The sequence below is a fragment of the Terriglobia bacterium genome, from assembly GCA_020073205.1.
Taxonomy (GTDB): Bacteria; Acidobacteriota; Polarisedimenticolia; order Polarisedimenticolales; family JAIQFR01; genus JAIQFR01.
The window spans coordinates 19,663-45,141 of the sequence record JAIQFR010000003.1; the positions used below are offsets into that span (position 1 = coordinate 19,663).

Here is a 25,479-nt window from a genome sequence, read left to right on the forward strand (position 1 = left end):
TCGACCTCGGATTTCGTAAACCCCCGTGGCGCGCCCGAATCGACGCGCGACCGACCCGGGAGATGCCTCATGAGACGCGTCGCGATTCTCGCTCTGCTGGCCATGGCCTCGGTTCCCACGCCGGCTCAGACGACCTTTCACGGCGACAACGCCCGGACGGGGGTCTACGGCGCCCCCGGTCCGAGGACGTTCGGCGGCGTCAAGTGGGCCTTCAAGGCCGGCGGGCCGATCTTGACCTCGCCCGCCGTCGCCGACGGCGTCGTCTACATCGGCAGCCTGGACGGCCACCTCTACGCCGTCGACCAGGAGAGCGGCAAGGAGAAGTGGAACTTCAAGTCGCGAATGCCGATCGCCTCGTCGCCGGCGGTGGCGGGCGGCACGCTCTACTTCGTGTCGTCGGCCGGTGCTCTGGCCGCGATCGACGTCGCGACCGGAATGCCGCGGTGGGTCTTCGCCACGGAATTCGAGAGGAAGTTCGAGGCGAAGAGCCTTCACGGCTACCTCTCGCCGGCCCAGACCATCCCCGACGCGTGGGACGTCTTCACGTCGTCGCCGGCGGTCGCGGACGGCAAGGTCTACTTCGGCAGCGGCGACGGCAACGTCTACGCGGTCGACGCGACCACCGGCGTGCTCCAGTGGAAGTTCGCGACGAAGGACGTCGTGCACGCCTCCCCCGCGGTGGCCAACCACACGGTCTTCGTCGGCAGCTGGGACAGCTACCTCTACGCGATCGACGCGGACACCGGCCAGGAGAAGTGGGCGTTCAAGACGGGCGAGGATCCCGCCATCCACAACCAGGTGGGCTTCCAGTCGTCCGCGGCGGTGGTGGACGGCACGGTGTACGTGGGGTGCCGCGACGCCCACGTGTACGCGGTGGATGCCGCCACCGGGCGCAAGAGGTGGGACTATCCGACCAGCAAGTCGTGGGTCGTCGGCACCCCCGCGGTCCGCGACGGAACGGTGTACGTGGGGACCTCCGACAGCGCGCGCTTCATGGCGCTCGACGCGAGGACCGGCAGGCTGCGATTCAACTTCGAGGCGAAGGCGTACCTGTTCTCCTCGGCGGCTCTCGCGGGCGACCTGGCCTACGTCGGCGACCACAACGGCAGGCTGTACGCCATCGACGCGAAGACCGGGAAGCTGGCCTGGGAGTTCCGGACCGAGGCGTCGAAGGCGGACCCGCTCAAGGTGCTGAATCCCGACGGGAGCCTGAACCAGGAGTCGTTCGCGCCCGTCCTCGGCGATTTCGAGGACATGTACGTCGACTTCTATCGCTTCGTCTCCATCGGCGCGATCATGTCGTCGCCCGCCGTGGACCGCGGGACGGTCTACGTCGGCAGCATGGACGGGAACCTGTACGCGCTGCAGTGACGGGGGCCCGGCGGCGGTCCCCGAAGGGAGGCGAAAGTGAGGAAGCTCCTGATCGGGATGGCGATCGCGCCGGCGCTCGTCCTCGCGGCGGCCGCGCCGGCCGTATCCGCGGGGCAGGGGACGGCGGAGGACGGGGCCTGTGCCCAGCTGATATCGTCGATCGAGAGCCTGAAGGCGATGCTCGGCCAGGAGTCGAAGGCCAGAACGGCGGAGCGGGAGTCGCAGCGGATGCAGCTCGTCGTGACGCTCCTCGGCCTGCGCTACCGGAACATCGAGGGGGTCGAGTCCCGGCTGCGGACCCTCGACAGCGAGGAAGACGACGTCCGAGGCGGCATGGCCAGGCTCGGGGCCCAGCTCGATGCTCTCGACGAGCTCGCGCGGACGTCCCCTGAAACTCCTCCCGATCCGCAGCGCAGGGGGCAGAAGGCCTCGTTCGAAGCGGACCTCAAAGCCCTCGAGGAGCGGGCGAAGGGTATTCGGGAGCGGCGGGCCACCTATCAGGGGCAGCTCGCCCTCGAGCGGCGCGACATCGAGAAGCTCGAGGCGGTCGTGCGCGACTGGATCGAGAAGGCGCCGTAGCGGCCGGTCTCCGCCGATCCCTCGCTCCATTCGATCCTCGAGCACGCCTTCACCTCGGGGCGGGCACTTGTCGAATCGTCCTTTTCGACGAGTATTAAGGGCGTGAGCGAAACGACGGGCCGTCCGGTCTCCGGGTCTCGGTGGTGGTGGAACAGCCACCGGGAGGCGGTCGTGCGCTGACGTAGCTCCGACATTCGGCTTGTTCACACGACCCGCCTCCCCGGAGGCGGGTTTTTTGTCTTCTTGGAGCCGTGATGAAGACGCTCCGCGAGGTCCGGCGAGAGTTGAGGGACGGCGTCAACGTGGTCCCCCTGACGAGGGAGATCCCGGCGGACACGCTCACGCCCGTCGCGGCGTTCCTGCGGCTCCAGGACGAGAAGGCGCCGTCGTTCCTGCTGGAGAGCGTCGAGGGGGGCGAACGCCTCGCGCGGTACTCCTTCCTCGGGACGCGCCCGTTCGAGACGCTCACCGTGCGACGGGGAAGGGTCAGGCAGAGGACGGCCGACGGGACGGAACGGGTCCTCGAAGGGCATCCGTTCTGGACCCTGGGCGAGGCCGTCGGCCGTCTCCGCGCGAAGACGGACCCGGCGCTTCCGCCCTTCTGCGGCGGGGCGGTGGGAACGATCGGCTACGAGATGTCGCGCCACCTCGAGCCGACCGTGCGCCTCGGCGAGCCGGACGTGCCCGAGGCGGAGCTTAAGCTCTTCCGGAACGTCGTGGCGTTCGACCACCTGCGCCAGAGGATGCTCCTCGTGGCGAACGTCGTTTCGGAGGGGAACCCGCCGCTCACGGGAGCGTACCGGGCGGCCTGCGACGACCTGGACGAGATGGAGCACCTCCTGCGCCGTCCGTTCAGCGAGCGGAGCCGCCGCATCGCGCCGGACCGCGCCCGCTCCCGGCCCCCTTCCTACGCGATGGGACGGCCGGCCTTTCTCGAGGGGGTCGAGCGGCTGAAGCGCCACATCCGTGCCGGGGACATCTTCCAGGCGGTCCTCTCCGAGAGGATCGAGGTGCCGCTCCGCGCCACCCCTCTCGAGGTCTACCGCGCGCTCCGCTCGGCGAACCCCTCTCCCTACATGTTCCTCGTCGGCACGTCGGACGAGGCCATCCTCGGCGCCTCCCCCGAGATGCTCGTCAGGATCCACGGGCGCGCCGTCGAGACGCGGCCGATCGCCGGCACGAGGCGGCGGGGCGCCACCGAGGAGGAGGACCGCATCCTCGAGAGGCGTCTGATCGCTAGCCCGAAGGAGCGCGCGGAGCACGTGATGCTGGTGGACCTCGGCCGGAACGACGTCGGCCGGGTCGCCCGCCCGGGGACCGTGCGCGTGTCGTCGTTCATGCAGGTCGAGCGCTACTCCCACGTCATGCACCTGGTCTCGAGCGTGCGCGGCCGGCTCCGCACCGGCGTCTCCGCCTGGCGGGCGCTTGCGGCCTGTTTTCCCGCAGGCACCGTCAGCGGCGCTCCGAAGATCCGCGCGATGCAGATCATCGGGGAGATCGAGCCGGTCCCGCGGGGGCCCTACGCCGGGGCGGTCCTGTACCGGGGCTTCGGCGGGAACCTGGACTCGGCCATCGCCATCCGGAGCCTCGTCGTCCGGCGCACCCGTCAGGGACGGATGGCCCGCGTGCAAGCCGGCGCGGGGATCGTGGCGGACTCCGACCCGGAGAGGGAGCACGAGGAGGTCAGGAGCAAGTCCGCAGCGATTCGCGAGGCGATACGTGTCGCCGAGGGGCAGCCATGATCCTCCTGATCGACAACTACGATTCGTTCACCTACAACCTGTACCAGGCCCTCCGCGAACTGGGCGCGGCGGTGGTCGTGAGGCGCAACGACGAAGTGGACTCCGCCGCCGTGGCGCGCCTCGCCCCCGATCGCATCGTGATCTCGCCGGGGCCCGGGCGGCCGGAGGAGGCGGGGGAGGTCCTCGCGATCCTCCGGGCGTTCGCGTCGCGCGTCCCCGTCCTCGGGGTCTGCCTCGGGCACCAGGCGCTGGCGCTGGCCTTCGGCGGGCGCGTCGTGCGTGCGCGAAGGACCGTGCACGGCAAGCCGAGCGCCGTCCGGCACGACGGCGGCGGAGTGTATCGGGGGATCGAGAACCCGTTCCGGGGAGGGCGCTACCACTCGCTCGTCGTGGACCGGAACGCCCTGCCCTTCGGGTTCTCGATCACCGCGGAGGCGGAGGACGGAACGGTCATGGGGATACGGCACGCGAGCTGGCCCGCGGAAGGCGTGCAGTTCCACCCGGAGTCCGTCATGACCGAGCACGGCGGGAAGCTCCTGCGGAATTTCCTGGAGGCTTGACGTGCAGGACCTGTCCGAGTGCATCGACAAGGTATGCCGGCGGGAGACCCTTGGGCGCGAAGGGGCCAGGGTCGCGATGGACCGCCTCGTCTCCGGCGAGGTCTCCGAGGTCCAGGCGGCGGCGCTCCTCGGCGCGCTGGGCGCCCGCGGCGCCGACGAGGAGGAGCTGATCGGCTTCGCCCTGAGCCTCAGGGAGCACGCTCTCAAGGTGGAGATTCGGGGCCGGGCGCTGGTGGACACGTGCGGCACCGGCGGCGACGGCCTTCACACGTTCAATTTCTCGACGGCCGCCGCGCTCGTCGCCGCAGGAGCGGGGGCGGCGGTCGCGAAGCACGGGAACCGCGCCGTGTCGAGCCGGTCGGGCAGCGTTGAAGTGCTGGAGGCGCTCGGCGTCGTCGCGGACGCGCCGCCGGAGTCGGTGCGGCGCTCGATCGAACAGACCGGGTTCGGGTTCCTGTTCGCGCCGCGCTTCCATCCGGCCATGAGGAACGTCGCACCGGTGCGCCGGGCGCTCCGCGTGCGCACGGTGTTCAACTTGCTCGGGCCCCTCGCGAACCCGGCGGGAGTGAAGCGCCAGGTCGTCGGCGTCTATGACGCCGCTCTCGTTCCGGTGATCGCGAGAGTCCTCGCCGGCCTCGGTGCGGCGCGCGCCATGGTGGTGCACGGCGAGGACGGCATGGACGAGCTCTCGCTGGCGTCGGCGACCCACGTCGCGCACGTGGACGCCGTCCGGGGGATCTGGACGGAGACGCTCGTGCCCGGGGACGCCGGGCTGCGTCCGGCCGGTGCCGCCGCGCTCCGGGGCGGCGGCCCGGCCGAGAACGCCCGCCATCTCGAGGAGCTCCTACTGGGGAGAAGCGGGCCGCTCGCCGACGGAGCGAGCCTGAACGCGGGCGCGGCGCTCGTGGTGGCGGGGATCGCGGCCACGGTCCGGGAGGGCGTGGCCCTCGCGCGGGAGAGCATCATGTCGGGACGCGCGCACGAGGTCCTGGTCAAGCTGCGCCGGGAGGCCCACGGAACGACGACGCGCGAGGAGATCGCGTCGTGAGCCGGCCGGCGGCGGGAAACGGCTCCGTGCTCGACGCGATCGCCGCGGCGACACGGCGGCGCCTCGACGCGGCGAGGCGGGAGATCGCTCCGGAGGCCCTGCGCGCGGCGGCGCTCCGGGCCCGCTTCCCGCGTGGCTTCGCCCGCGTGCTCGGGGCGCCCGCTCCCTGGATCGTCGCCGAGGTGAAGCTGGCGTCGCCGTCTCACGGCCGGCTCGGGACGGGCGTTTCGCCGATGGCGCTGGCCGAGGCCTACTTCCGGGGCGGCGCTGCCGCGATCTCCGTGCTCACCGAGCCGAAATTCTTCGGGGGCGGCTTCGGCGTGCTCGACGCCGTGCGGCGGCGCGTCCCGCTCCCGCTCCTGATGAAGGACTTCGTGTTGGACGAATACCAGCTCTGGCAGGCGCGGCTCCACGGTGCCGACGGCGTGCTGCTCATCGCCGCGCTGCTCGGCGGCAGGGCGCTCGGTCACCTCGTGGACGAAGCGACGGATCTCGGCCTGACCCCACTGGTCGAGGTGCACGACGAGGCGGAGATGGACGCCGCGCTCCTAGCGGGAGCCCGGCTCGTCGGGGTCAACAACCGGGACCTGCGGACGCTCCGGGTGGATCTCGCCGTGTCGCGCCGCCTGGCCTCTCGTCGGCCGCCCGATGGCGTGACGTTCGTCTCGGAGAGCGGGATTCGCTCGCGCCGGGAGATCGACGAGCTGGCCAACCTCGGCTATCGCGGGTTCCTGGTCGGCACGCATCTCGTGCGGAGCGCCGACCCCGCGGCGGGGCTGGCGGGCCTGCTCGACGGTCGGGCGGGAGGAGGCGCGCGGTGGTCGAGACGCGGGTGAAGATCTGCGGGATCACCCGGATCGAGGACGGGGTCGCGGCGGCCGAGTCGGGCTCCTGGGCGGTGGGATTCGTGCTCCATGCCGCTTCGCCGAGGCTCGTGTCCGCGGCCGAGGCCGCGAGGATCGCGAAAGCGCTCCCGCCCGGCGTGCTCCGCGTCGGGGTCTTCCTCCACGCGCCGGCGGGGCTCGTCCGGACGGTGGAGGCCGAGGTCGAGCTCGACCTGGTCCAATTGCACGGAGACGGCGCCGAGGCCACCTGCCGGGCCGTCGGCCCCGAGAGGGTCATCCTCGCCGCCCGTCTCGCGCGCGACGGGGACGTGGAGCGGGCGCTCGAGCTCCCTTCGGCGCACGTCCTCGTGGATCACGACCGGTCGCTGCGAGTTCCAGCGAGCGGAACGACCGACTGGAACCTCGCGGAGCGTCTCGCCCGCCGGCGGGAACTCACGCTGCTCGCCGGCGGCCTGACCTCCGATACCGTCGAGGGGGCGATCCGGCGCGTCCGTCCCTGGGGCGTCGACGTCTCCCGCGGCGTCGAGTCCGCTCCCGGCATCAAGGACAAGGGGAGGATTCTGGAATTCGTGGAGAGGGTGAGGAGAGCCGATGCGTCGTGACGACCGGGAGACGCGACGGAGCGCGGCGCAGGCCGGGCGCTTCGGGAGGTTCGGGGGCCGCTACGTGCCCGAGACCCTGGTCGGGCCGCTCGAGGACCTGGCCGAGGCCCACAGGGCGGCGGTCCGGGACGCCGGGTTCCGGAGGGAGCTCAGCCGGTGGCTGCGCGATTTCGTGGGGCGGCCGACGCCCCTGACGTTCGCGGCACGCACGACCGAGGCGCTCGGCGGCGCGCGCGTCTACCTCAAGCGCGAGGATCTGGCGCACACGGGAGCGCACAAGATCAACAACACGGTGGGCCAGGCGCTCCTCGCGAGGCGGATGGGGAAGGCGCGCGTCATCGCCGAGACGGGGGCCGGCCAGCACGGAGTCGCCACCGCGGCCGCCGCCGCGGCGCTGGGTCTCACGTGCACGATCTACATGGGCGAGACCGACATGGCGCGGCAGCCGCTGAACGTCTCGAGGATGCGGCTCCTGGGCGCCGAGGTGGTCCCGGTCCGCTCCGGCGCGCGAACGCTGAAGGAGGCCGTGAGCGAGGCCCTGCGCGACTGGGCGCTGAACGTCAGAACGACCCACTACGTGCTGGGGTCGGTCCTGGGCCCGCACCCGTTCCCGTCGATGGTGCGCGACTTCCAGAAGGTCATCGGCCGGGAGGCGCGCTCCCAGGTCCTGGCGAAGGAGGGACGCCTGCCGGATCTCCTGATCGCCTGCGTCGGCGGCGGGAGCAACGCCGCCGGGCTGTTCTCCGCGTTCGTCGCCGACCAAGGCGTCACCCTCGTAGGCGTCGAGGCCGGCGGGCTCGGTGCGCGAAGCGGAAAGCACGCGACGCGGCTCGCGGAAGCGCGGCGCGGCGGCACCCCCGGGGTCCTGCACGGCACATACACGGTCGTCCTCCAGGACGCGGCGGGTCAGACGCGCCGCACCCACAGCGTCGCCGCGGGCCTCGACTACCCGGCGGTGGGGCCGGAGCACGCCGATCTCCGCGCGCGCGGCCGGGCCGAGTACGGCTCGGTGACGGACGATGAGGCGCTCGCCGCCTTCGATTTCCTCTGCCGCACCGAGGGGATCCTCCCCGCCCTCGAGAGCGCGCACGCGGTCGCGCACGCGCTGAAGCGGGTGCCCCGGATGAAGCGGAGCGCGGTCGTCGTGGTGAACCTCTCGGGGCGCGGCGACAAGGATGTCGAAACGTTGAGCGCCGCGAGGCGAGCGTGATTTCCCCGCGGTCCCTCGGCGAAGCGCTGGGCGCCGCTCGGCGGACCCGCCGGGCGGCGTTCGTGCCGTTCCTCGCCGCCGGCGACCCGTCCTTGGAATGGACCGCGCGCTTCGCGGAGGAGCTCGCCGCGGCGGGCGCGGCCGCGATCGAGCTGGGGGTGCCGTGCGGCGACCCGATCGCCGACGGCCCCGCGATCCAGGCCGCGTCGCGGCGCGCTCTCCGGGCCGGGGCGACCCTCTCGAGGATCCTCGAGCTCGTGAGCCGGCTGCGTTCCCGGGGCGTCCCGGTGCCGATCCTGCTGTTCACCTATTACAACCCGGTGCTGAGGATGGGGCTCCGGGAGTTCGCGCGAAGGACCCGGAGCGCCGGGGCGCAAGGGGCCCTCGTCGTCGATCTCCCGCCCGAGGAGGCGGGCGACTACCGGCACGAGATGGGCGAGGAGGGTCTCGAGACCGTGTTCCTCGCGTCGCCCACGACGTCGGACGAGCGGCTCGCGATCGTGGATCGCGCCTCGACGGCGTTCGTCTACTACGTGGCGCGGCTCGGCGTCACGGGAGCGCGCTCGAGCCTTCCACGTTCGCTCGCGCGCCGGGTGGCCGGGATCAGGGGGCACTTGAGGAAGCCGCTGGCGGTCGGATTCGGCATCTCGACGCCGGAGCAGGCGAGGAAGGTCGCGGGGCTGTGCGACGGCGTGGTCGTGGGAAGCGCTCTGGTCCGGCTCGCGGCGGAGAGCCCGCCCGAGGAGGCGAGCCGCAGGATGCGCGCGCTCGCCGCCGCGATGGTCGAGGCCATGGGGGAGGAAAGGACGTCGCGATGCTGATCGTCATGGAATCCGGGTTCCGGCCCGAGGATCTCGAGACCGTCGTCGCCAAGGTCGAGGCGCTGGGGTTCAAGGCCCACGTCATCCCGGGCGCCACCAGCACGGCGGTCGGGATCACCGGCAACCAGGGGCCCGTGGACCCGCGGCCGTTCGAGGTGCTCGCCGGGGTCAAGCAGGCGATCCCGGTCACGAGACCCTACAAGCTCGCGAGCCGCGATTTCCGCCACCAGGACACGGTGATGGCGGTCGATGGAAGCTCCGTCGAGATCGGCGGCGGCCGCTTCGTGATCATCGCGGGGCCGTGCGCGGTCGAGAGCGAGGAGCAGACCCTTCGCATCGCGCGGCAGGTAGCGCGAGCGGGCGCCCACGTCCTTCGAGGCGGCGCCTTCAAGCCCCGCACCTCGCCGTACGCCTTCCAGGGGCTCGGGGAAGAGGGGCTCAGGATCCTCGCGGCCGCCCGCGAGGAGACCGGCCTGCCGATCATCTCGGAGGCTCTCGACCGGTCGAGCCTCGACGCGGTGTACCGCTTCGCGGACATCGTCCAGGTCGGCGCGCGCAACATGCAGAACTTCGGCCTCCTCAAGGACGTCGGGCGCCTCGACAAGCCCGTGATGCTCAAGCGCGGGATCTCGGCCACGATCGACGAGTGGCTCATGGCGGCCGAGTACGTGCTCGCCGAGGGTAACCCGAGGGTGATGCTCTGCGAGCGCGGGATAAGGACCTTCTCGAACCACACGCGGAACACCCTCGACCTGAGCGCCGTGCCGGTCGTCCAGAAGCTGAGCCACCTGCCGGTGCTGGTGGACCCTAGCCATGCCACCGGGCTGCGCGACAAGGTGTCCCCCCTGGCGCGCGCGGCGGCCGCGGTGGGCGCCAGCGGGCTCATGGTCGAGGTGCACGACCGTCCCGAGGAGGCCCTCTCGGACGGGCCCCAGTCGCTCTTTCCGGAGCAGTTCGCGGCGCTGGTGCACGACCTCCGCGGGATGGGGCAGTTCCTGGGGTACAGTCTGTGACCCGGGGCGTCGCCGCCACCGGACCCCCGCGCGATCCTCGCGTACCGCTTCTGACTCCTCCGCGGTCCCCCGCCGCGCGTGTCCTAGCCCACCGCCCCCTGGGCCGCCGGCCGACCCTCGGCGTGATGCGCGATCATCGGCACGGGTTCGGCCGAGCGGGCCGGAACGGGACGGCGCCAGCGCCAGATCTCGTAGACGGCGGGATACACGAGAAGCTCCAGCGCGAACGAAGTGAAGATGCCGCCGACCATCGGCGCGGCGATCCGCTTCATGACGTCCGAGCCGGTGCCCGTGGACCACAGGATGGGAGCGAGGCCGATGCAGGTGGTGCCGAACGTCATGAACTTCGGCCGCAGGCGGCGGGCCGCCCCCTGCACGATCGCCTCCCTGAGGTCGACGAGGGTGTTCATGCGACCCGCCCGCTTCGCGTCCTCGTAGGCGAGGTCGAGGTACAGCAGCATGAAGACGCCGGTCTCCGCGTCCACGCCGAGGAGGGCGATGAGGCCCACCCACACCGCGATGCTCATGTGGTAGCCGGCGAAGTAGAGGAACCAGATCGCCCCGACGGCCGAGAACGGCACCGCCATGAGGACGATCATCGTCTTCGCGGCCGACCGGGTGTTCAGGTAGAGCAGGAGCAGGATCAGGGCGAGGGTCAGCGGCACCACCAATTTCAGCCGCTCGCGGACCCGCTGCATCGCCTCGTACTGCCCGCTCCAGGACGCCGCGTACCCCGGCGGGAGCTGCAGCTTGTCGCGGAGCAGCCCGCGGGCCTCGGCGACGTAGGACTCGGGGTCGCGCCCCGCGATGTCGATGTACACGTAGCCCGTCAGCAGTCCGTCCTCGTCGCGGATCATCGCGGGGCCGCTGCTGGGGCGGATGTCCGCCAGCTCGCCGAGCGCGAGCAGCCGGCCGTCGTCCCCCGCCGGCACCGGGACGCGGCTCAGCGCTCCCGGGTCGCTTCGGAAGTCGCGCAGGTAGCGGACGTTCACCGGATAGCGCGCGCGGCCGTCGATCACCGTCGAGACGTTCTCGCCGCCGATCGCGTTCTCGACGATCCGCTGGCCGTCTTCGATGCTCAGCCCGTAGCGTGCCAGCTCCTCGCGCTTCCAGGTGATGTCCAGGAAGTACCCGCCGCCGGTCCGCTCGGCGAACACGCCGCGTGTCCCGCGCACGGCCGGCAGCAGCGACTCGACCTTCGTCCCGATCGCCTCGATCGTCTTCGGATCCTCGCCTGCGATCTTCAGGCCGACCGGAGTCCGCATGCCGGTGGTCAGCATGTCGATCCGCCCGCGGATCGGCATGGTCCACGCGTTGCTCACCCCGGGGATCTTGAGCGCCGCGTCCAGCTGGGCGACGAGCTGGTCCGGGGAGATCGTGTCCGGCGTGAAGTGCCTGAGGACCTGCCCGGCCCAGGCAGGGGCCCAGCGCGAGTACCAGGTGTCGACGTGGGGCCACTCGGAGCGCGGCTTCAGGACGATCACCGTCTCGAGCATGGAGAGGGGCGCGGGATCGGTGGCGGTCTCGGCCCGGCCCGCCTTGCCCAGCACCCGATCGACCTCCGGGAACCGCTTGATGATGCGGTCGGTCGCCTGGAGGAGCTTCTGAGACTCCGCGATGGAGATGCCCGGCATGGTGGACGGCATGTAGAGGATGACGCCCTCGTCGAGGGGGGGCATGAACTCGGAGCCGAGCTTGAAGAAGACGGGGATCGTCAGCGCGACCACGGCCACCGCGGTCGCGACCACGGCCCACCTGAAGCGCAGCGTGAAGCGCACCACCGGCTCGTAGATCCCCATCAGCAGCCGGCTGACGGGGTGCTTGTCCTCCGAGCGGATCCGGCCCACGAGGAGCGCATTGACGATCCGGGCCAGCCAGGCCGGGCGGAGGTCGTAGCGCTTGATCCTGGTCAGGAGCAGGCGCAGCGCGGGGTCGAGGGTGATGGCGAGGAGCGCCGCGATGACCATCGCGAAGGTCTTGGTGTACGCCAGCGGCTTGAACATGCGCCCTTCCTGGGCCTCGAGCGCGAGCACCGGCAGGAACGCGATGGCGATCACCAGGAGGGCGAAGAACGTCGGCCCCGCGACCTCCTTCACGGCGCCGAGCACGACGTCGTGGTAATCCCGACGTCGGCCCTCCTTCTCCCAGATCTCGAGCTTCTTGTGCGTCTGCTCGACGACGACGATCGACGCGTCGATCAGCTCGCTGAACGCGATGACGATGCCGGTCAGCGACATGATGTTGGCGCTGATGCCGAGCATCCGGAACGGGATGAACGAGAGCAGCACGGCCGCCGGGATGGTGACGATCGGGATGATCGCGCTCGGGAAGTGCCACAGGAACAGCAGGATGATCAGCACCACGGTGACGATCACCTCGATGCCGGTCTCCTTCACGTTGCTGATGGAGCGGTGGATCAGCTCCGAGCGATCGTACACCGGCACGATCCTGACGCCCGACGGCAGGCCGGGCTCGATCTCCTTGATCTTGGCCTTGACGCGGTCGACGACGTCGAGGGCGTTCTCGCCGCTGCGCATGACCACGATCCCGGAGACCACCTCGCCGTTGCCGTCGAGGTCCGCGACGCCGCGGCGCAGGTCGGGCCCCACGACGACCTGCCCGATGTCCTTGACGCGGATCGGCCTGCCGCTGTCGTCGGCCTTGAGGACGATGTTCCCGAAATCCTGGAGCGAGCGCGCGTAGCCGCGCCCCCGCACCATGTACTCGGTGCCGCCGAAGTCCAGGAGGCGTCCGCCGGTCTCGTCGTTGCCGGAGCGCACGGCCTCGACCACGCGGCCGATCGGAATCCCGTATTCCTGCAGCCGGACCGGATCGACGTTGATCTGGTACTGCCGGGTGAACCCGCCGACGGGGGCGACCTCCGCCACGCCGGGAACCGCCTTCAAGTGGTAACGCAGATACCAGTCCTGGGTCGAGCGCAGGTCGGCCAGGCTGTGCTGCCCCGACGTGTCGACCAGCGCGTACTGGTAGACCCATCCGAGGCCCGTCGCGTCCGGACCGAGCTGCGCCTTGACGCCCTCGGGGAGCTGGGGGAGTACGGAGGAGAGATACTCCATCGTCCTCGAGCGCGCCCAGTACAGGTCGGTTCCGTCGTCGAAGATCACGTAGACGTACGAGTAGCCGAAGTCGGAGAATCCGCGGACGGTCTTCACGTGCGGCGCGCCCAGCATCGCGGAGACGATGGGGTACGTGACCTGGTCCTCGACGACGTCGGGGCTGCGGTCCCAGCGGGAGTAGATGACCACCTGGGTGTCGCTCAGGTCCGGGATGGCGTCGAGCGGCACGGTCGTCATCGCCCAGTAGCCCACCATGCAGGCGATGACCACGACGGCGAACACCACCGCCTTGTTCCGCACGGAGAAGTCGATGATCCGGTCAATCATGGCCGGCACTCCGCTGAACGGCGGCCAGGACGGAGGCGGGCTTCAGGTACCGCTCGGGCGCCTTCTCGAACTCCTCCTTGCACCCGCTCGAGCAGAAGTAGTAGGTCGCGCCGCGGTAGGAGCCTTTGAGCCCGGCGGCCGCCGCGTCGACGGCATCGACCTTCATGCCGCACTTCGGATCCCGGACCTCGCCCTTCGGCATCCGCTCGCGCACCTTCGGGCTCGAGTCCGCGACCTCGCTCGCCGCCTCGTGGATCCCGGCGGCGGCGGTCTTGAACCGGCTCTCGGAGTCCAGGAGGAACGTGCCGGACACCGCGACGCGTTCGCCCTCGCGGAGCCCGCTCACGATCTCGACGCGGTCGTCGGCTCGCCATCCGGTCTTCACGGGGCGGGGCTCGAATTCGCCCGTGGCGCGCTCGACGAACACCCGCTCGGAGAGGCCCGAGTCGAGCAGCGCCTCGACCGGGACCGTGAGGGCCGGGGCCGCCTCGACCGGCAGTTCGAGGTCCACGAACATTCCGGGGCGAAGCGCCAGGCCGGGATTCTCGGCCTCCAAGCGAACCTTGAGCGTGCGGGATTGGGGATCGAAGTACGGAGGCGCCTTGCTCACCGTGGCGTAGACGGATTCCGCGCGCTCGCGCACCGCGACCCGGACCCTGGCGCCCGGGTGGAATTCCTGCGAGTCCTTGCCGAAGAGGTCGGCCGTGATCCAGACCGTGCTCAGGTCCGCGATGCGGTAGAACTCGGAGCCGACTTCGAATCTCTGCCCGGGAGAGATCTCGCGGCCGAGGACGATGCCGTCGATGGGAGAATTGACGGTGATCTCGCTGGTGATCCGCCGCGTCTGCCGCAGCTCCTTGAGCTGCAGCTCTCCCATGCCGAGGGCGCGCAGCTGCTCCTCGTTGATTCTGAGGCTGGCGTCGCTTCCTTTACCTGCATCGTGCGGATCGTTGCTCGACCGGATGCGCTCGAGGCTTGAGAGGGAGCCGAGGAAGGCCTGCTGGGCATTCCGGAACTCCCGGCTGTACAGCGTCGCCAGGAGCTCGTTCTTCTGCACCAGCGTGCCGACGGGGTTGTTCTGGACGGATTCCACCCAACCCTCGGCGCCCGCCATCAGGCGGTAGAGCCGGTCGGAGTCGGCCTCGACCCGCCCGGTCGTGCGCACCGACCGAGGCTCGGAGCGTCTCCCGACGGATTCCACGCGAACGCCGATCAGCGCCTGGGTTCCCGGGTCGACGACCACGGAGCCGGGCGCGGACCGTGGCCCTTTGCCGGCCTCCGCGTCGCTGTAGACCGGGGTCAACTCCATCCCGCAATCGGGCGCGGTCCCGGGCTTGTCCGAGCGATAGGAGGGATGCATCGGATCGACGTAGTAGAGAATGTGCTTGGAGGATTCGGGGTGGCTCGCGCCGGATCCACCGCTGCGGCGCCCGGCCACGAACGCCAGCGCCGTCAGAACGAGGAGACAGCCAACTGCTACCGTTCGCTTCATGACGTTTCGTCCTGCCTTCCGGATCGACCGGAGTGTACTTGGGAACCGCGCCTGCTGAGCCGACGAACCTGCGCCCCGTTCGACGCACGCTCGCCCCGTCGATGGCTACTGGGCCGATGTGGACCGGTTGTCCTCGAGTTGCCGGGCCCCGCTCGCCGGGACCGGCGTCCGGGCGACAGCCGGCTCGGGCCGCTCCTTGGCCGGAGCCACCTCGAGCGCCGCCCGGGTGAAGCGGGAATCCTCGAGGTCGGGGTTGATCGTGACGCTCTCGATGGTCATCTTGTGCGTCTTCTTGCTTCCCTTCACGGCCGACTCCAGGACGTAGGGGACCTTCAATCCGTTCACCGCCCTGAAGTCCCGGTAGAAGATCTCCACCGGGCGCATCTTGCCGTCCAACCGCCTGGGGGCGCCCTCGATCTTCGCCTCCAGGAACGTCTGCGCATCGATCCAGAGGTGCCGGACCTGGCCTCCCTTGAGCGTGAGCTTGAGCTTGTAGGTATCGCGACCTTCCACCTTGTCCGAGCCCTCGAGCTCCACGGTGGTGCCCTTCGCCGCGTAATCGACCAGCGGACCGTCGAGGTCGGATTCCAGGGAGGCGGCCTTGGCTTCCTCGGCGTTGAACGGCTCGATGTCCCTGCGCCCCAGGAAGGGGCGCAGCTTGAAGCCGCTCTGCCCGTCGTAGACCTGCAGGGCTCGGTCGCCCGCGAAATCGATCTCGACCCGCGACTTGCGCGGACGCTTCAACTCCATCCCGAAGGGGAGTTCCGCGTTCTGCTTCCCTCCCGCCTCCATCCTGCCGGAGAAGGACATCGATCGAACCGCACGCCACGCCTCGAGCCCGCCTCTCGCCGCGATGTTCTTCGCGACGACCTCGTCCGCGCTGAGCGGAGGGGCCGTGGCAGCGGCACCCGCGGCGACGACCGCCAGGAGCGCCGAGACGGAGAGAACGAGGCCGGACTTGAACGCTCTTCTGTGCATGGGTTGATATCTCCTGTTGCTTCCGTGGGGCGCTCAGGCCGGCCCCACGACCATTCCACTGGCGCGGAAGTTGCCGATCACGACGTCGACGCGGCTGCCCGGCTTCACCAGTCCCCCTTTGTTCGAGAAGAGCACCCAGTACTCCCGGCCGTGCTCCGGCGTCGACGATTGGCGCAACGATCCGATCTTCTCCATCTTGGGAACGACGAGCCGGGCCCCGGTCTTCTGGTCGATCAGGACCGGCTCGGCCTTCTTGTCGTTGAGCACCTTGGCCTTGTGCTCATCCATGACCCGGTAACTGAATCTCAGCATTGCGCCGGACGACACGGGCTTGATCCCGAGCTTGTCCACGCCCCACAGTAGCTCGTAGTACTTCTGAGCCGAGGGGGTGAGCTCGGAGGAGACGCGCGGATGTCGGGTTGTCGAAGTCGAACCCGCGGCCTGCGCGATGCCACCCCCGAGAAGCCCGGCCACGACGAAGCCCGCGATGACCGACCGGTATCGAAGACGCTCAGTCGACATTGGAACCTCCACTCGTCCGAACTCCCGTCACCGTCTTGCAGGTCCCGTCCCGATCGACGGTGAGACCCATGAGGCGGGTCCCACCGGCGACCGCGAAGGCAACCGCGCCGGCGGTCACGAGGACCGCCGGCGCGGCCGGCAGCGTGAACGGTACGCTGCCGGGACGAACGTTCATTGAGGCGTTTGAGGCAGAACTTGCAGCTGAACCGTCGGCGGCGGCGGGATTGTCCCCCCTACCGGCGACGCGCTCGGGAACGCACCGGAGGGCGCCGCGAACTCGACCGCTCCGATGTCCGGCGTGGCCGACCCTGTCTTCCTCGACCTGCCGAAGAAATCGAGGCTGGGCGCCAAGTTGTAGTAAGGGCGGTTGGCCGCATTGTTGGGTATCGCGTCGACCGTCGGCGAGCTGGACGTCGCGGGTACGTAACGGCCGAGCTGAGTACCGAACGGATTCACCAGGGACAGCGGGCCCCACTGCATGTTGATCCAGTTGTTGGCTTCGTCCACGGTCGCGGACGGTGTCAGGCTGAACACCGGGTTGGGGATGTTCTCCTGCGCGACGCCCGGAGGCACCAGGTAGCTCTGTCCTCCGTTCTCCGGCGGCACGCGCGAGCCGTTGCAGTAACGGCGGACCACGGCGGGGTCCGAGTTTATGTTGGTCGAGTTGTAGCCGGTGGTACTCGTCAGGATCGACTTCCGCGGATTGAGGGTGAAGCCCGAGCTGTGATTGGTCGGCGAGAGATCGCTGCGGACGCCGATGTCCCAATACTGCGACGCGCTGCCATCGGAGACGCACTGGCCCGTGGCGGTCTGGTTCAGCGACGGATTCAGCGTGACGCTGGCCTGCTGGCCCAGAAGCCCGGACCCGGTGGGGGAGGCCACGGTGATGTGGAAGGTGCGGTTCCGCCAGAACACGTTGTTGGCGAGCACCGGCTTCGAAACCGACCTGCAATCCCCGTTCAGTGTCCCCGAGTAAGGGTTCGCGGGGTTGCCTGCACCGACGATCGGGCAGACCACGTTGGCCGGCAGCGAAGAGGACAGGTTCGGCGTGTGACGCATCGTCACCAATCCGGCAGGCAGGTTGGGCGATGCCGTGCACCCGTTGCACAGCGGCGGATCGGTGGGAGGCACGCTGGCGTCAGGAGCGCCGAACGCGCTGAAGAGGATGCCCGCCGATGCGGTCGAGTCGTTGCTGAAGACCGAGTTGTTGACGAAGTTCACGCTCAAGGCGTCCTGCATCGAGACGCCGCCGCCGTCCCAACCGGCGACGTTATTCGCGATGATGTTGTTTTGGACGTCGACGTGGTACCAGAGGCCGTTGAGAAGTGGGAACGTGCTGACCTCGCTTCCGTTGACCATCTGCAGCCGGATACCGCCGCCGCTCCCGCTGTCGGCGCTATTGCCCTGGATGAGGTTCGAGTCGACCACGAGGCCGGGTCCCGTGCCCTCGGAGAGCCCGGGCGCGCAGTCCACGTCGGAGATCGTGCCGCACTCGAGGAGCTGGCAGGTCTCCCCCGATGGGCAGTGCGGGTTGTTCGGATTGCACACCTGGCCCGATCCGGCGGTTCCGGTCGCGTCGGCGCACTGGTAGGTTTGGCCGTCCGGGCCCGCGCCCGAGATCAGCAGGCCGCCGCCGTGAGTCGGAATGGACGGGTTCGCGCTCTGGTTGAACAGGATCGAGTTGTGGGTGATGCCGCCGTTGGCATCGTTGTAGCTGAAGCCGAGGTGCGCGACGCCGCCACCGTCGCCCGAGCTCAGGTTGCCGCACACCCAGTTCTGGTCGAACTTGTAGTAGTCGGACCCCGTGCTGAAGGTGACGCCGCCTGCTCCTGCGGGCGTTCTCGAATACAGCGAGTCGCCGTAGGAGACGTTCTGCGTGACCGAGTTGTTATGGAGGTTCACGTAGGTCTGGAGCCAGTACGGCAGCTCGGTACCGTCGGGGACCGAGTTCAGTGACGGGAACTGGGCCGTGGTGAGCGGCGGAATGGTGACCGTCGCGTCCTGCGGGGCGATATTCGGATCGCCGAACTCCCCCTGGCCGACGCTGATGCCGCCCGAGCCCGTCCCGCCATTGGCGAAGACCCGGTTGTTCGAGATCTCGAGGTGATGGTTCCAACCGTGGATGAAGATTCCGCCGCCGCCCTGCGAGCTGTTGGTGAGGGTCAGGCCGTCGATGCGGGACGGATTGCAGAGGAAGTTGCCCGGGTAGTCGTTGCAGTCCTGGGCGCTGTTCGTCAGGAAGACGGTGCCGGCCGGGAACCCGGCTTCCGCGCCGGTTCCGAACGGGTCGACGCCGTCGGGGTAACGCACTCCCTTGGCAACGACCGTGATGCCGGCGCCTTCATAGGCTCCCATCAGCGTCGGCTCCTGGAGGAGCTCCGCCAGGTTGCCGTTGACCGTGGTGTCCCAGCCGAGGATCCCCTCGAGCGGGATGCGATCGACCTGGAGAGACATGCGGGTATCGTCGCAGGAGTCGGTTCCGGGCTGACCGTTTTGACCCAATCCGAAGAGGCACTGGATCTTCCGGCGCCAAGGTTCGAGCCTGCCCGCGGGATGGGGATCCCCGTTGATCGTGACCGAGGCCGCGCCCACGCCTTGCAGCCGGACCGGCTTCCACATGATCACCATCTCTTTGTACGTCCCCGGCCTGACCATGATCAGGTCGCCCGGGAAGGCGGCGTCGATCGCGCTCTGGATCGCGTCGCCGGCAGCCGTCTCGCCGCTGACGTACGTGGGTGGCTTCCCGCCGACGGTCACCGTGACCGTATCGACGGACCGCTTGCCGCTTCCGGCCGTGATCACGAGCTCGCCGCACTCGGCGAAGGGTGCGTTGCGCTGCTGGATGCCGCAGGCCGGCACCCCGCCGGGCACGTTGACCACGATCTGAGCGTCGTTCCAGCTGACCACCGGCGCGGTGATCCCGCCGATGGTGACCGAGCCTGAGCCCTGCGTCGCGCCGAAGCCGTAGTGGCGCGTGAGGAACTTCTGGTTGTAGGGAGAGGTCGTCGCACGGGGCCCGGAATAGGTGTGGTTCGGCACGGTCTGGTCGCCCAGGGCGATGATCGTGAGCGTGTGGCCGGCGGTCGGACCGAGCGCGGACGTTGCCGACGCTCCCGAGCCGCCGCTACCGGCGTTGGTGAAGGTCACCGACGGGTTGGAGGTGTAACCCACGCCGCCGGAGGTGACGGTGATGCTGTTCACGCCCATCACCGCCGGGCAGGTCGCCCGGACGCCCCCCGCGAGGGGATTGGAGAACGACACGGCCGGAACGCCCGTGTAGCCGCTTCCCGGGTTGACGATGTTCACCGCGGTGACACGGCCCCGGTTGCTGCCGTTGGTGCCGATCGTCACGGTCGCGGTGGCCTGAACGCCACCCGAAAGGGTCGGGGGAGCGATCGTCACCGTGGCCGCCAGGCAGGGGCCCGAGGCGGGGCAGTAGCCGCTGCCGCGATTGGCGTTGGTCACGGAGAAGGAGACCACCTTCAGGTCCTTGACCGAGGCCGCAGCGCCGGTCCCCCCGCCGCCGTTGAGATTCACCGCGGGGAAGGAGGTGTAGCCGCTACCGGCGCCGGTGACCGTCACCGACGTGACGGATCTCCCGTTGTTCGAGTTGGCCACCCATGGCCCGTCGCCATCGCCGTTCACTCGCTTGACCGCCGGTGTCGCGTTCGGGTAAGCGCAGTCCGGCGGGTTGTACCCTTCCGCGAACGCCATCGTGGGCACCACGGGCGTGTCCATGTACGCGGTCTGACCCGGCATGAGCGACCACTCGTAGCAGAACTGGCTGTAGCCCGGGTTGTACAGGGGATCGACGGTGCCGTCCGGCTGTGCACCCGAGTCGTTCATGCACGCGACGACCACCTGCGGCCCGTACCCGGTCGGGTTGGGCGGGTTGACCTCCCACGAGGAGTAGTGCAGCCCGTCGTAGAACCCCCACTGGTCGGTGTACGATCGGGCGACCTCCGTCCCCGTCCAGTCCTTGAACGAGATCGGGAGGTTGGGGATGGCGAGCTTCTCGCCGTAATTCGGAGCGAACGGGTCGAACTCCGAAGCGAAGTCGTCCGTGACGATGCCGGTGTAGTGCGCCGCGACGTGCGTGGAGGTGAAGACGTAGAACTTGGCCAAGGCCGAGGACTGGTCCTCGAGCGTGACCTCCTTGCGATCGCAGAGATTGCGCGTCGCACCGGCGAAGGGGGCGACCTGCCCCGCTCCCGGGTAGAGGCTCATGTAATCCGGAACGACACGTGCCTGACCCACGCAGGGCCAGAACGCCTCGACGCTGCCCGTGTCGCCTTCGTGTCTCGGCACGACTCCCAGGTTGTCCGTCTCGTTCTGGGGATTGTTGGCGTTGAACTGCTCGTCCACCTCCGCCTGGTCGGGGAGGATGAAGATGTTGCCCAGGCCGGCGAACTGCTGGGTCACCGGTGCGATGTAGACGTCGCCCAGGAGGATGTTCTTGTCCTCTTCCTTCACCAGCTCGTACCCCGGGGGAACGATCATCTCGACCACGTACTTGCCGGGCGGGAGCATGGGGGTGTGGTCCACGGGGTTCGAGATGCACCCGGTGCAGTTCGAAGTGAGCGGGACGCCCGTCTGCGGGTGCCGGCTCGTCACGCTCGGGAACTGGTACATCCCGTCGTAGGGCGCCGGCTGCGCCTGGTTCAGGATCGCCATCCCGTCGTAGCACTTGAATTGGGAGTTGTAGGGCAGGGGAGTTCCCGGGTTCAGCGAGTTGGGAGTGTTCTTCAAGGTGAAATAGAACGGGCTGGTGGGATCCTGGCCGGGGCAGCTCATGTTCGGGGTGAGGCCGCCGTGGCCGTCGGAGTGGAACCCCTGGGCCCAGTCGTCCCAGCTGCTGGTCGTCGTTTTGTCGACGAGGGTGAGCTTGTCGCTGCCGTCCGGCGCGGCTCCCTTCTCCTCCCGGTAGAGGTTCACGGTCACGTTCGGGACCATCGGCTCCCAGGAAAGCTGGAGGAGGAGCTGCGGATCGTCGAACGGCCGGGTCGAGGCGTAGATGACGTGCCCCTTGATGCCGCCGTTCTCGTGCTCGGCGAACGGCAGCTTTCCGAACTCGAAGAACTGGGTGTGGCCGGCGAAGCCCTGCCAGCCTTCCGTGGTCACCCAGGGAGGATCGATGCGGCCGGTGGAACCGTCGGCGCCCCCGCCGTTCGGGAAGGTCAGGCGGTTCTCCGTGCTGCAATCCGCGTCCGAGCAATAGACCGCCCCCGGCACGCGCAGATCGACCGGTAGATGGACCGTTTCCTTGGTATTCGCGACTTGGCTCGCGATCGCCGAGTTGCCGGCGTCCGGCGAGCCGTTGCCGTCTGCGGGGCCGCCCGCGTCGTAGACCACGTGCACGCCCGTCTGCTTGTAGCGCGTGGTGTCGCCCTCGATGACCATCCAGTTGAAGAACGGGAAGATCTCGTTGTACCCCGCGTTGCCGTTCAGATCGGTGTTGTTGAAGCCCATGAAGCTGCCGTCCCGGTAGCGGACGTTGATGGGGAGCAGGGGAAGTCCGGGCTCGTCCGCCTGGGAGACGCCGTCGTGGTTCGTGTCGATGAAGGTGCGGGTGGACAGATTCGTCCGCCACTGCATCATCGCGAGCTCGTGCATGTCGACGTTACCGGACGTGGGGACGCCGAGCGGCAGGGAGAGGCCATCGACGATGATGTCGTTCCACTGGTCGAACACGGTGATCCTGTGGTTGCCAGGCGGAATGCCCTGGAACGTGAAGGTTCCGTCGGGGTCGCACTTGGTGAACGCGAAATCAGCGGAACCGGGATCGCCGAGGCTCACGTAGCACTGGGTGAAACTCAGGGCATCGAACGTGCCGCTTCCGTAGATCCTCTGGTCCGGCGTGCGGCTGATGCGCGCCGACGAGATGTGGCCGGTGACGCTGTGGCTGCACGACCCGGCCGGCAGAGTGTTGCACACCTGCTGCTTGCGGCCGTTGATGATGGCCGGGTTGGCGAAGCCGATGGAGACGTGGAACCCGGCCGGTCCGAACTCCTGGAAGTACCCCGGCTCTTGCGGCCGGATGAACGCCTCGTGCGGCTTCGTTCCGTCCAGGGTGTTCGTCTGGAGCCATTCCTCCCCACGGGCGATTCGGTCGGCTCCCGGCGTCGCCACGACCTCGTACAGGCCGGGATACATGTTGGGAATGACCGCCTGGCCCGCGAGGGGGGAGAGCGTCGTGCCGTCCGACTCGTACTTCGGGCAGGTGACGATCATCCCGACGAGTCGATCGGTGCCCGCCGCCTTCTCGGCGTCGGTCGGTGAGTGGATCGGGCAGGCGTCGAAACCGGTCACGGGATCGATCGAGCCGGCCAGCGAGTTGCTGAGCGGCATGTTCATCATGTCGTAGGTGGGTTGACCGGTCGGGTCGCCGAGGCCGCCCGCCTGGTCGAAGAGCGTGATCTCGAACCCTCCGAGACCGGGCTCGTTCGTCGCCAGGACGTCGACCCCGCCTCCCGCGTCGACCTCACCGTTGAGAGGGTTGTCGTCTTCGAAGACGAACACCGAGAGATTCCCGGTGGGGAACGGCGTTTGCTGCACCTTCACGTCGACGGCCAGCTGCCCCGCGGCGATCGGGGCGCCGCCCATGCCGTGACCGCACGCGCCCGTGCCCGGCGCGAAGTCCGAATCCTCGAAGCCGTCGTGGTCCGCGTCGATCGTCGGGCAATCCAGGGAGATGTTGAACGGCCGCTGCGGACCGCTCGGATCGGCTGGATTCACCGGCATCGGGCCGCCCGCCCCCTGGAGGGTGGGGTTCACGCTGTCGCCCGGGAGGATCGAGATGTAGTAGTGCTTCAGCGGGTCGAGGTGGACCTGGCTGGGATCCACCGCTTCCTGCTGCGCGGCGTCCGTCCGGCAATCCCCGTTGCCGACGTCGCACACGGTCGGGAAGTGCTGCCCCGAGTTTGGGTCGAGAACCGTCTGCTGGGCCTCGCAGGCGAGGGTGCCCACGCACCCCTGCGCGACCACCGGCATGTAGCTGGAGTGGAAGTTGGCGCCGAGGTTCGGGACGTACCCGCCGGTGTTCACCTGGCTCGCCGAGTCGATGTGGATCGTGCGGTCCTCCTCGATCAGCCACCGGTAGTCGGTGAGTTGCACCGGGGTCCTGCCGGGGAGGGTGCTCGGACCGTCCAGGACGTGGACCTGGAGGTTGCTGGCCGGAAGGAAATGCAGCTTCACGGCGACATCCGCGCTGGGGACGCCGTGAGACTGGACCGCCCGGTAGGTGAAGTTGTAGTTGCCGGCCGCGGGGGGGTGGGCCGTGAACGAGCCGTCGGCCTTCAGGTCCACCTGGCTCGACGAGAGGCAGGCGTATCCGGCCACGGCGACGCACGGACGGAGCGCCGCGGTCATCGGGTAGCCGTCGGCATCCGTATCGTTCGCCAGCACGCCGGACGGCTTGATGTGCAGGACGCTCGCGATGTTGCTCGTGTACTCGTCGGGATTCGCGGTGGGTGCCCCACCGGTGCAGGCGGCGTTGCACGCGTTGAGGTGCACCGTCGCCGTGACGAGCGGGTTGTTCGACGCCCTATACGTGAACGAGTCGCTCGTGGTCGCCGGCAGCGGCGTGTAGCTGAAGGTCCCGTCGGGGTTCCACGTGAATCCGTTCACGGCCTGCCCGGACGGACCCGAGGTCACGATCGCGCCGTAGACGTTGTGGTCATTGGCGAGCATGCCCCTGGCCGGGTCGGACACGGTGAGCGTCTTGCCGGGAATCAAGAAGTAGTTGTCGTCGGCGGCCGTGACCGGCCCGCCGCTCGTGACGGCGCTGGCGCCGTTCACCTTGATGTAGCCCTGCATGCCGCCGTCGCGCTGGTTGTTGGTGGACAGGCTCAGCTGGCGGTCGAAGACCGGATAGGTCCTCGCGTCGTAGGTCCCCGCCACCTGCTGCGAGGGCCGCACCGAGACGTCGTACGTCTTGCCGGCGGAGAGGAAGACCTCGCTCTGGGTCCTGGGGGTTCCGGGAAGGACGTTTCCGTCTTCCGCGATGAGGGTCATGCTCAGGCCGACGACGGAGGGAACGTGCATCCGGAGACCGGCGTTCACGAACCGCAGCAGGACGGTGTTCGCGGACGCCGCGGCACCCGGACCGGCGAACGTCGAGGCCCCGGGATTCGTCCTGTCGAACGCGATCCCGTTGATCAGGTAGTAGCGCGGGTCGTAGTTGACGGCCGGCGGATAGCACGCGGTCGCTCCGCCGCTGCAGATGGTGCCCGCCAGGGACAGCGCCGCGGTCACCTGGGCGCCGCTTCCGCCGCTGCCACCGGACACGCTCGCGGCGGGGACCGACGAGTACCCCTGTCCCGCGTCGTCGACGGCGATGTCGGTGATCGCACCGCTCCCGTCGACCCCCGACACGTGTGCTGCCGCCGGAGCGGAGAATCCGCCTCCCGAGAACGCGATGGCGTCGCCCACGTGGTAGCCGGTGCCGGCGTTGATGGGATTGCCGGAATCATCGAGCGACAGCCCGACCGAGCTCACGGTGTCCCGGAGCACGCGGACGGAGTTCTCGTTGAAGCCGAGAGTCGCCACCGCGTCGGCCACCTTCCCGTTCTGCTTGGGGTCGATCTCGCTGAGCAGGAGCGGCACGTCGGCGTCGTACGTCACGCCGGGATACCCTTCGGTGGCGGAGTCCGACACGATCAGCACGCCATAGAGCCCCATGGGGCCCTGGATCGAAGGGTGAGTTCCCGACTCGATGAGGTAGGTGCCGGCCTTGAGGGCCCCCCAGGTCAAGCTGGGGCTGCTCGTGGTCCCGTTCGCCACTTCCTGTCCGAAAGACTGGATCCGCCTCGGCTGCGAAGGCGGGGTGAAGGCGGGGCCGGTCGTGTCTCCGGCGGCCGGCCACGTCGTGCCCTGCACCGCGTGCGCCGGACTGTCGACCTTCGTCGGACTGCCCAGACCGCCGCCCAGCTGACCCACGATCATCAGGGAGGTCGGCACGGTTCCGGGGAGGCTGTTCGTCAGGTTGATCGTCAGCGTGTCGCCCGCCAGAGCCCTGATGAGCGGCGGCTGCCAGGTCGAGCCGTTCTGCGCCAGACCATTCAGCGCAGTGCAGGCGGGGTTGCCCAGGGACGCAACCGTGTTGCTCCCCGGCGCGCAAAACAGCCCCCACATGGGGACCGTCGTCCCGTCGGGCAGAGTCACGGTGGTGGACTGCGCGGTCAGGCCGACCTGCGCGTAAGAGGCACCCGCCGTGAGAAGGAGAATCGCGATCGCGAGTCCCGCGGTCTTCACGAGCGTCTTGGGTGTGAGGGATTGCATCGGTTCTTCTCCT

General features: G+C 69.2%; 14 protein-coding genes and 1 pseudogene. 10 read left to right on the forward strand and 5 right to left on the reverse strand.

All coding sequences use genetic code 11. The features are described from left to right. Nucleotides 1-84: 84 nt before the first annotated feature. The 10 genes from LAO51_01155 (at nucleotide 85) to aroF (ending at nucleotide 9,791) form a co-directional block, all read left to right on the forward strand. Nucleotides 85-1,371, forward strand: a complete 1,287-nt coding sequence (locus LAO51_01155) for a PQQ-binding-like beta-propeller repeat protein (protein ID MBZ5637344.1) — start codon at nucleotides 85-87, stop codon at nucleotides 1,369-1,371. Between the two features lie 36 nt (nucleotides 1,372-1,407). Continuing rightward, a complete protein-coding gene (locus LAO51_01160; GenBank protein MBZ5637345.1) occupies nucleotides 1,408-1,950 on the forward strand; it encodes a hypothetical protein in 543 nt (180 codons plus the stop codon). A gap of 254 nt (nucleotides 1,951-2,204) precedes the next feature. Continuing rightward, a complete protein-coding gene (locus LAO51_01165) occupies nucleotides 2,205-3,692 on the forward strand; it encodes a chorismate-binding protein (protein ID MBZ5637346.1) in 1,488 nt (495 codons plus the stop codon). Beyond that, the gene (locus LAO51_01170) at nucleotides 3,689-4,252 is read left to right on the forward strand and encodes an aminodeoxychorismate/anthranilate synthase component II (protein ID MBZ5637347.1); all 564 of its coding nucleotides are present in this window, start codon (nucleotides 3,689-3,691) and stop codon (nucleotides 4,250-4,252) included. The genes LAO51_01165 and LAO51_01170 overlap by 4 nt, the downstream gene beginning before the upstream one ends. A 10-nt stretch (nucleotides 4,253-4,262) precedes the next feature. After that, nucleotides 4,263-5,300: an anthranilate phosphoribosyltransferase gene (trpD, locus tag LAO51_01175; GenBank protein ID MBZ5637348.1), complete on the forward strand. Its 1,038-nt coding sequence runs from the start codon at nucleotides 4,263-4,265 to the stop codon at nucleotides 5,298-5,300. Beyond that, entirely contained in the window at nucleotides 5,297-6,136 is an 840-nt protein-coding gene (locus LAO51_01180; GenBank protein MBZ5637349.1) for an indole-3-glycerol phosphate synthase TrpC, read from the forward strand. The genes trpD and LAO51_01180 overlap by 4 nt, the downstream gene beginning before the upstream one ends. After that, nucleotides 6,118-6,747 (forward strand): phosphoribosylanthranilate isomerase, encoded by a 630-nt coding sequence (locus LAO51_01185; protein ID MBZ5637350.1) that lies wholly within the window; start codon nucleotides 6,118-6,120, stop codon nucleotides 6,745-6,747. The genes LAO51_01180 and LAO51_01185 overlap by 19 nt, the downstream gene beginning before the upstream one ends. Further along, the gene (gene trpB / locus LAO51_01190; protein MBZ5637351.1) at nucleotides 6,737-7,957 is read left to right on the forward strand and encodes a tryptophan synthase subunit beta; all 1,221 of its coding nucleotides are present in this window, start codon (nucleotides 6,737-6,739) and stop codon (nucleotides 7,955-7,957) included. The genes LAO51_01185 and trpB overlap by 11 nt, the downstream gene beginning before the upstream one ends. Further along, nucleotides 7,954-8,778, forward strand: coding sequence for a tryptophan synthase subunit alpha (trpA, locus tag LAO51_01195; GenBank protein ID MBZ5637352.1), 825 nt, complete (start codon nucleotides 7,954-7,956; stop codon nucleotides 8,776-8,778). The genes trpB and trpA overlap by 4 nt, the downstream gene beginning before the upstream one ends. Then, entirely contained in the window at nucleotides 8,772-9,791 is a 1,020-nt protein-coding gene (aroF, locus tag LAO51_01200) for a 3-deoxy-7-phosphoheptulonate synthase (GenBank protein MBZ5637353.1), read from the forward strand. Before trpA ends, aroF begins: the two co-directional genes overlap by 7 nt. 83 nt (nucleotides 9,792-9,874) lie before the next feature. On the opposite strand, the gene LAO51_01205 is transcribed toward aroF, so the two are convergent. From LAO51_01205 to LAO51_01225, 5 genes and pseudogenes are all read right to left on the reverse strand, one after another. Continuing rightward, nucleotides 9,875-13,195: a CusA/CzcA family heavy metal efflux RND transporter gene (locus LAO51_01205; GenBank protein MBZ5637354.1), complete on the reverse strand. Its 3,321-nt coding sequence runs from the start codon at nucleotides 13,193-13,195 to the stop codon at nucleotides 9,875-9,877. Next, entirely contained in the window at nucleotides 13,188-14,687 is a 1,500-nt protein-coding gene (locus LAO51_01210) for an efflux RND transporter periplasmic adaptor subunit (protein MBZ5637355.1), read from the reverse strand. Before LAO51_01210 ends, LAO51_01205 begins: the two co-directional genes overlap by 8 nt. 105 nt (nucleotides 14,688-14,792) lie before the next feature. Then, on the reverse strand, nucleotides 14,793-15,665 hold the full coding sequence (locus LAO51_01215; protein ID MBZ5637356.1) for an outer membrane lipoprotein-sorting protein: 873 nt from the start codon (nucleotides 15,663-15,665) through the stop codon (nucleotides 14,793-14,795). A 33-nt stretch (nucleotides 15,666-15,698) separates the two neighbouring features. Further along, the gene (locus tag LAO51_01220) at nucleotides 15,699-16,187 is read right to left on the reverse strand and encodes a hypothetical protein (GenBank protein MBZ5637357.1); all 489 of its coding nucleotides are present in this window, start codon (nucleotides 16,185-16,187) and stop codon (nucleotides 15,699-15,701) included. Between the two features lie 3,312 nt (nucleotides 16,188-19,499). Beyond that, a pseudogene (locus LAO51_01225) lies at nucleotides 19,500-25,466 on the reverse strand (hypothetical protein). Nucleotides 25,467-25,479 lie beyond the last annotated feature (13 nt).

Excerpts from the sequence above, each read along its gene's own strand:
- LAO51_01165 (MBZ5637346.1), top strand. The coding sequence starts at position 2,205 with ATGAAGACGCTCCGCGAGGTCCGGCGAGAGTTGAGGGACGGCGTCAAC.
- LAO51_01170 (MBZ5637347.1), top strand. The coding sequence starts at position 3,689 with ATGATCCTCCTGATCGACAACTACGATTCGTTCACCTACAACCTGTAC.
- trpB (MBZ5637351.1), top strand. The coding sequence starts at position 6,737 with ATGCGTCGTGACGACCGGGAGACGCGACGGAGCGCGGCGCAGGCCGGG.
- aroF (MBZ5637353.1), top strand. The coding sequence starts at position 8,772 with ATGCTGATCGTCATGGAATCCGGGTTCCGGCCCGAGGATCTCGAGACC.
- LAO51_01205 (MBZ5637354.1), bottom strand. The coding sequence starts at position 13,195 with ATGATTGACCGGATCATCGACTTCTCCGTGCGGAACAAGGCGGTGGTG.
- LAO51_01210 (MBZ5637355.1), bottom strand. The coding sequence starts at position 14,687 with ATGAAGCGAACGGTAGCAGTTGGCTGTCTCCTCGTTCTGACGGCGCTG.
- LAO51_01215 (MBZ5637356.1), bottom strand. The coding sequence starts at position 15,665 with ATGCACAGAAGAGCGTTCAAGTCCGGCCTCGTTCTCTCCGTCTCGGCG.
- LAO51_01220 (MBZ5637357.1), bottom strand. The coding sequence starts at position 16,187 with ATGTCGACTGAGCGTCTTCGATACCGGTCGGTCATCGCGGGCTTCGTC.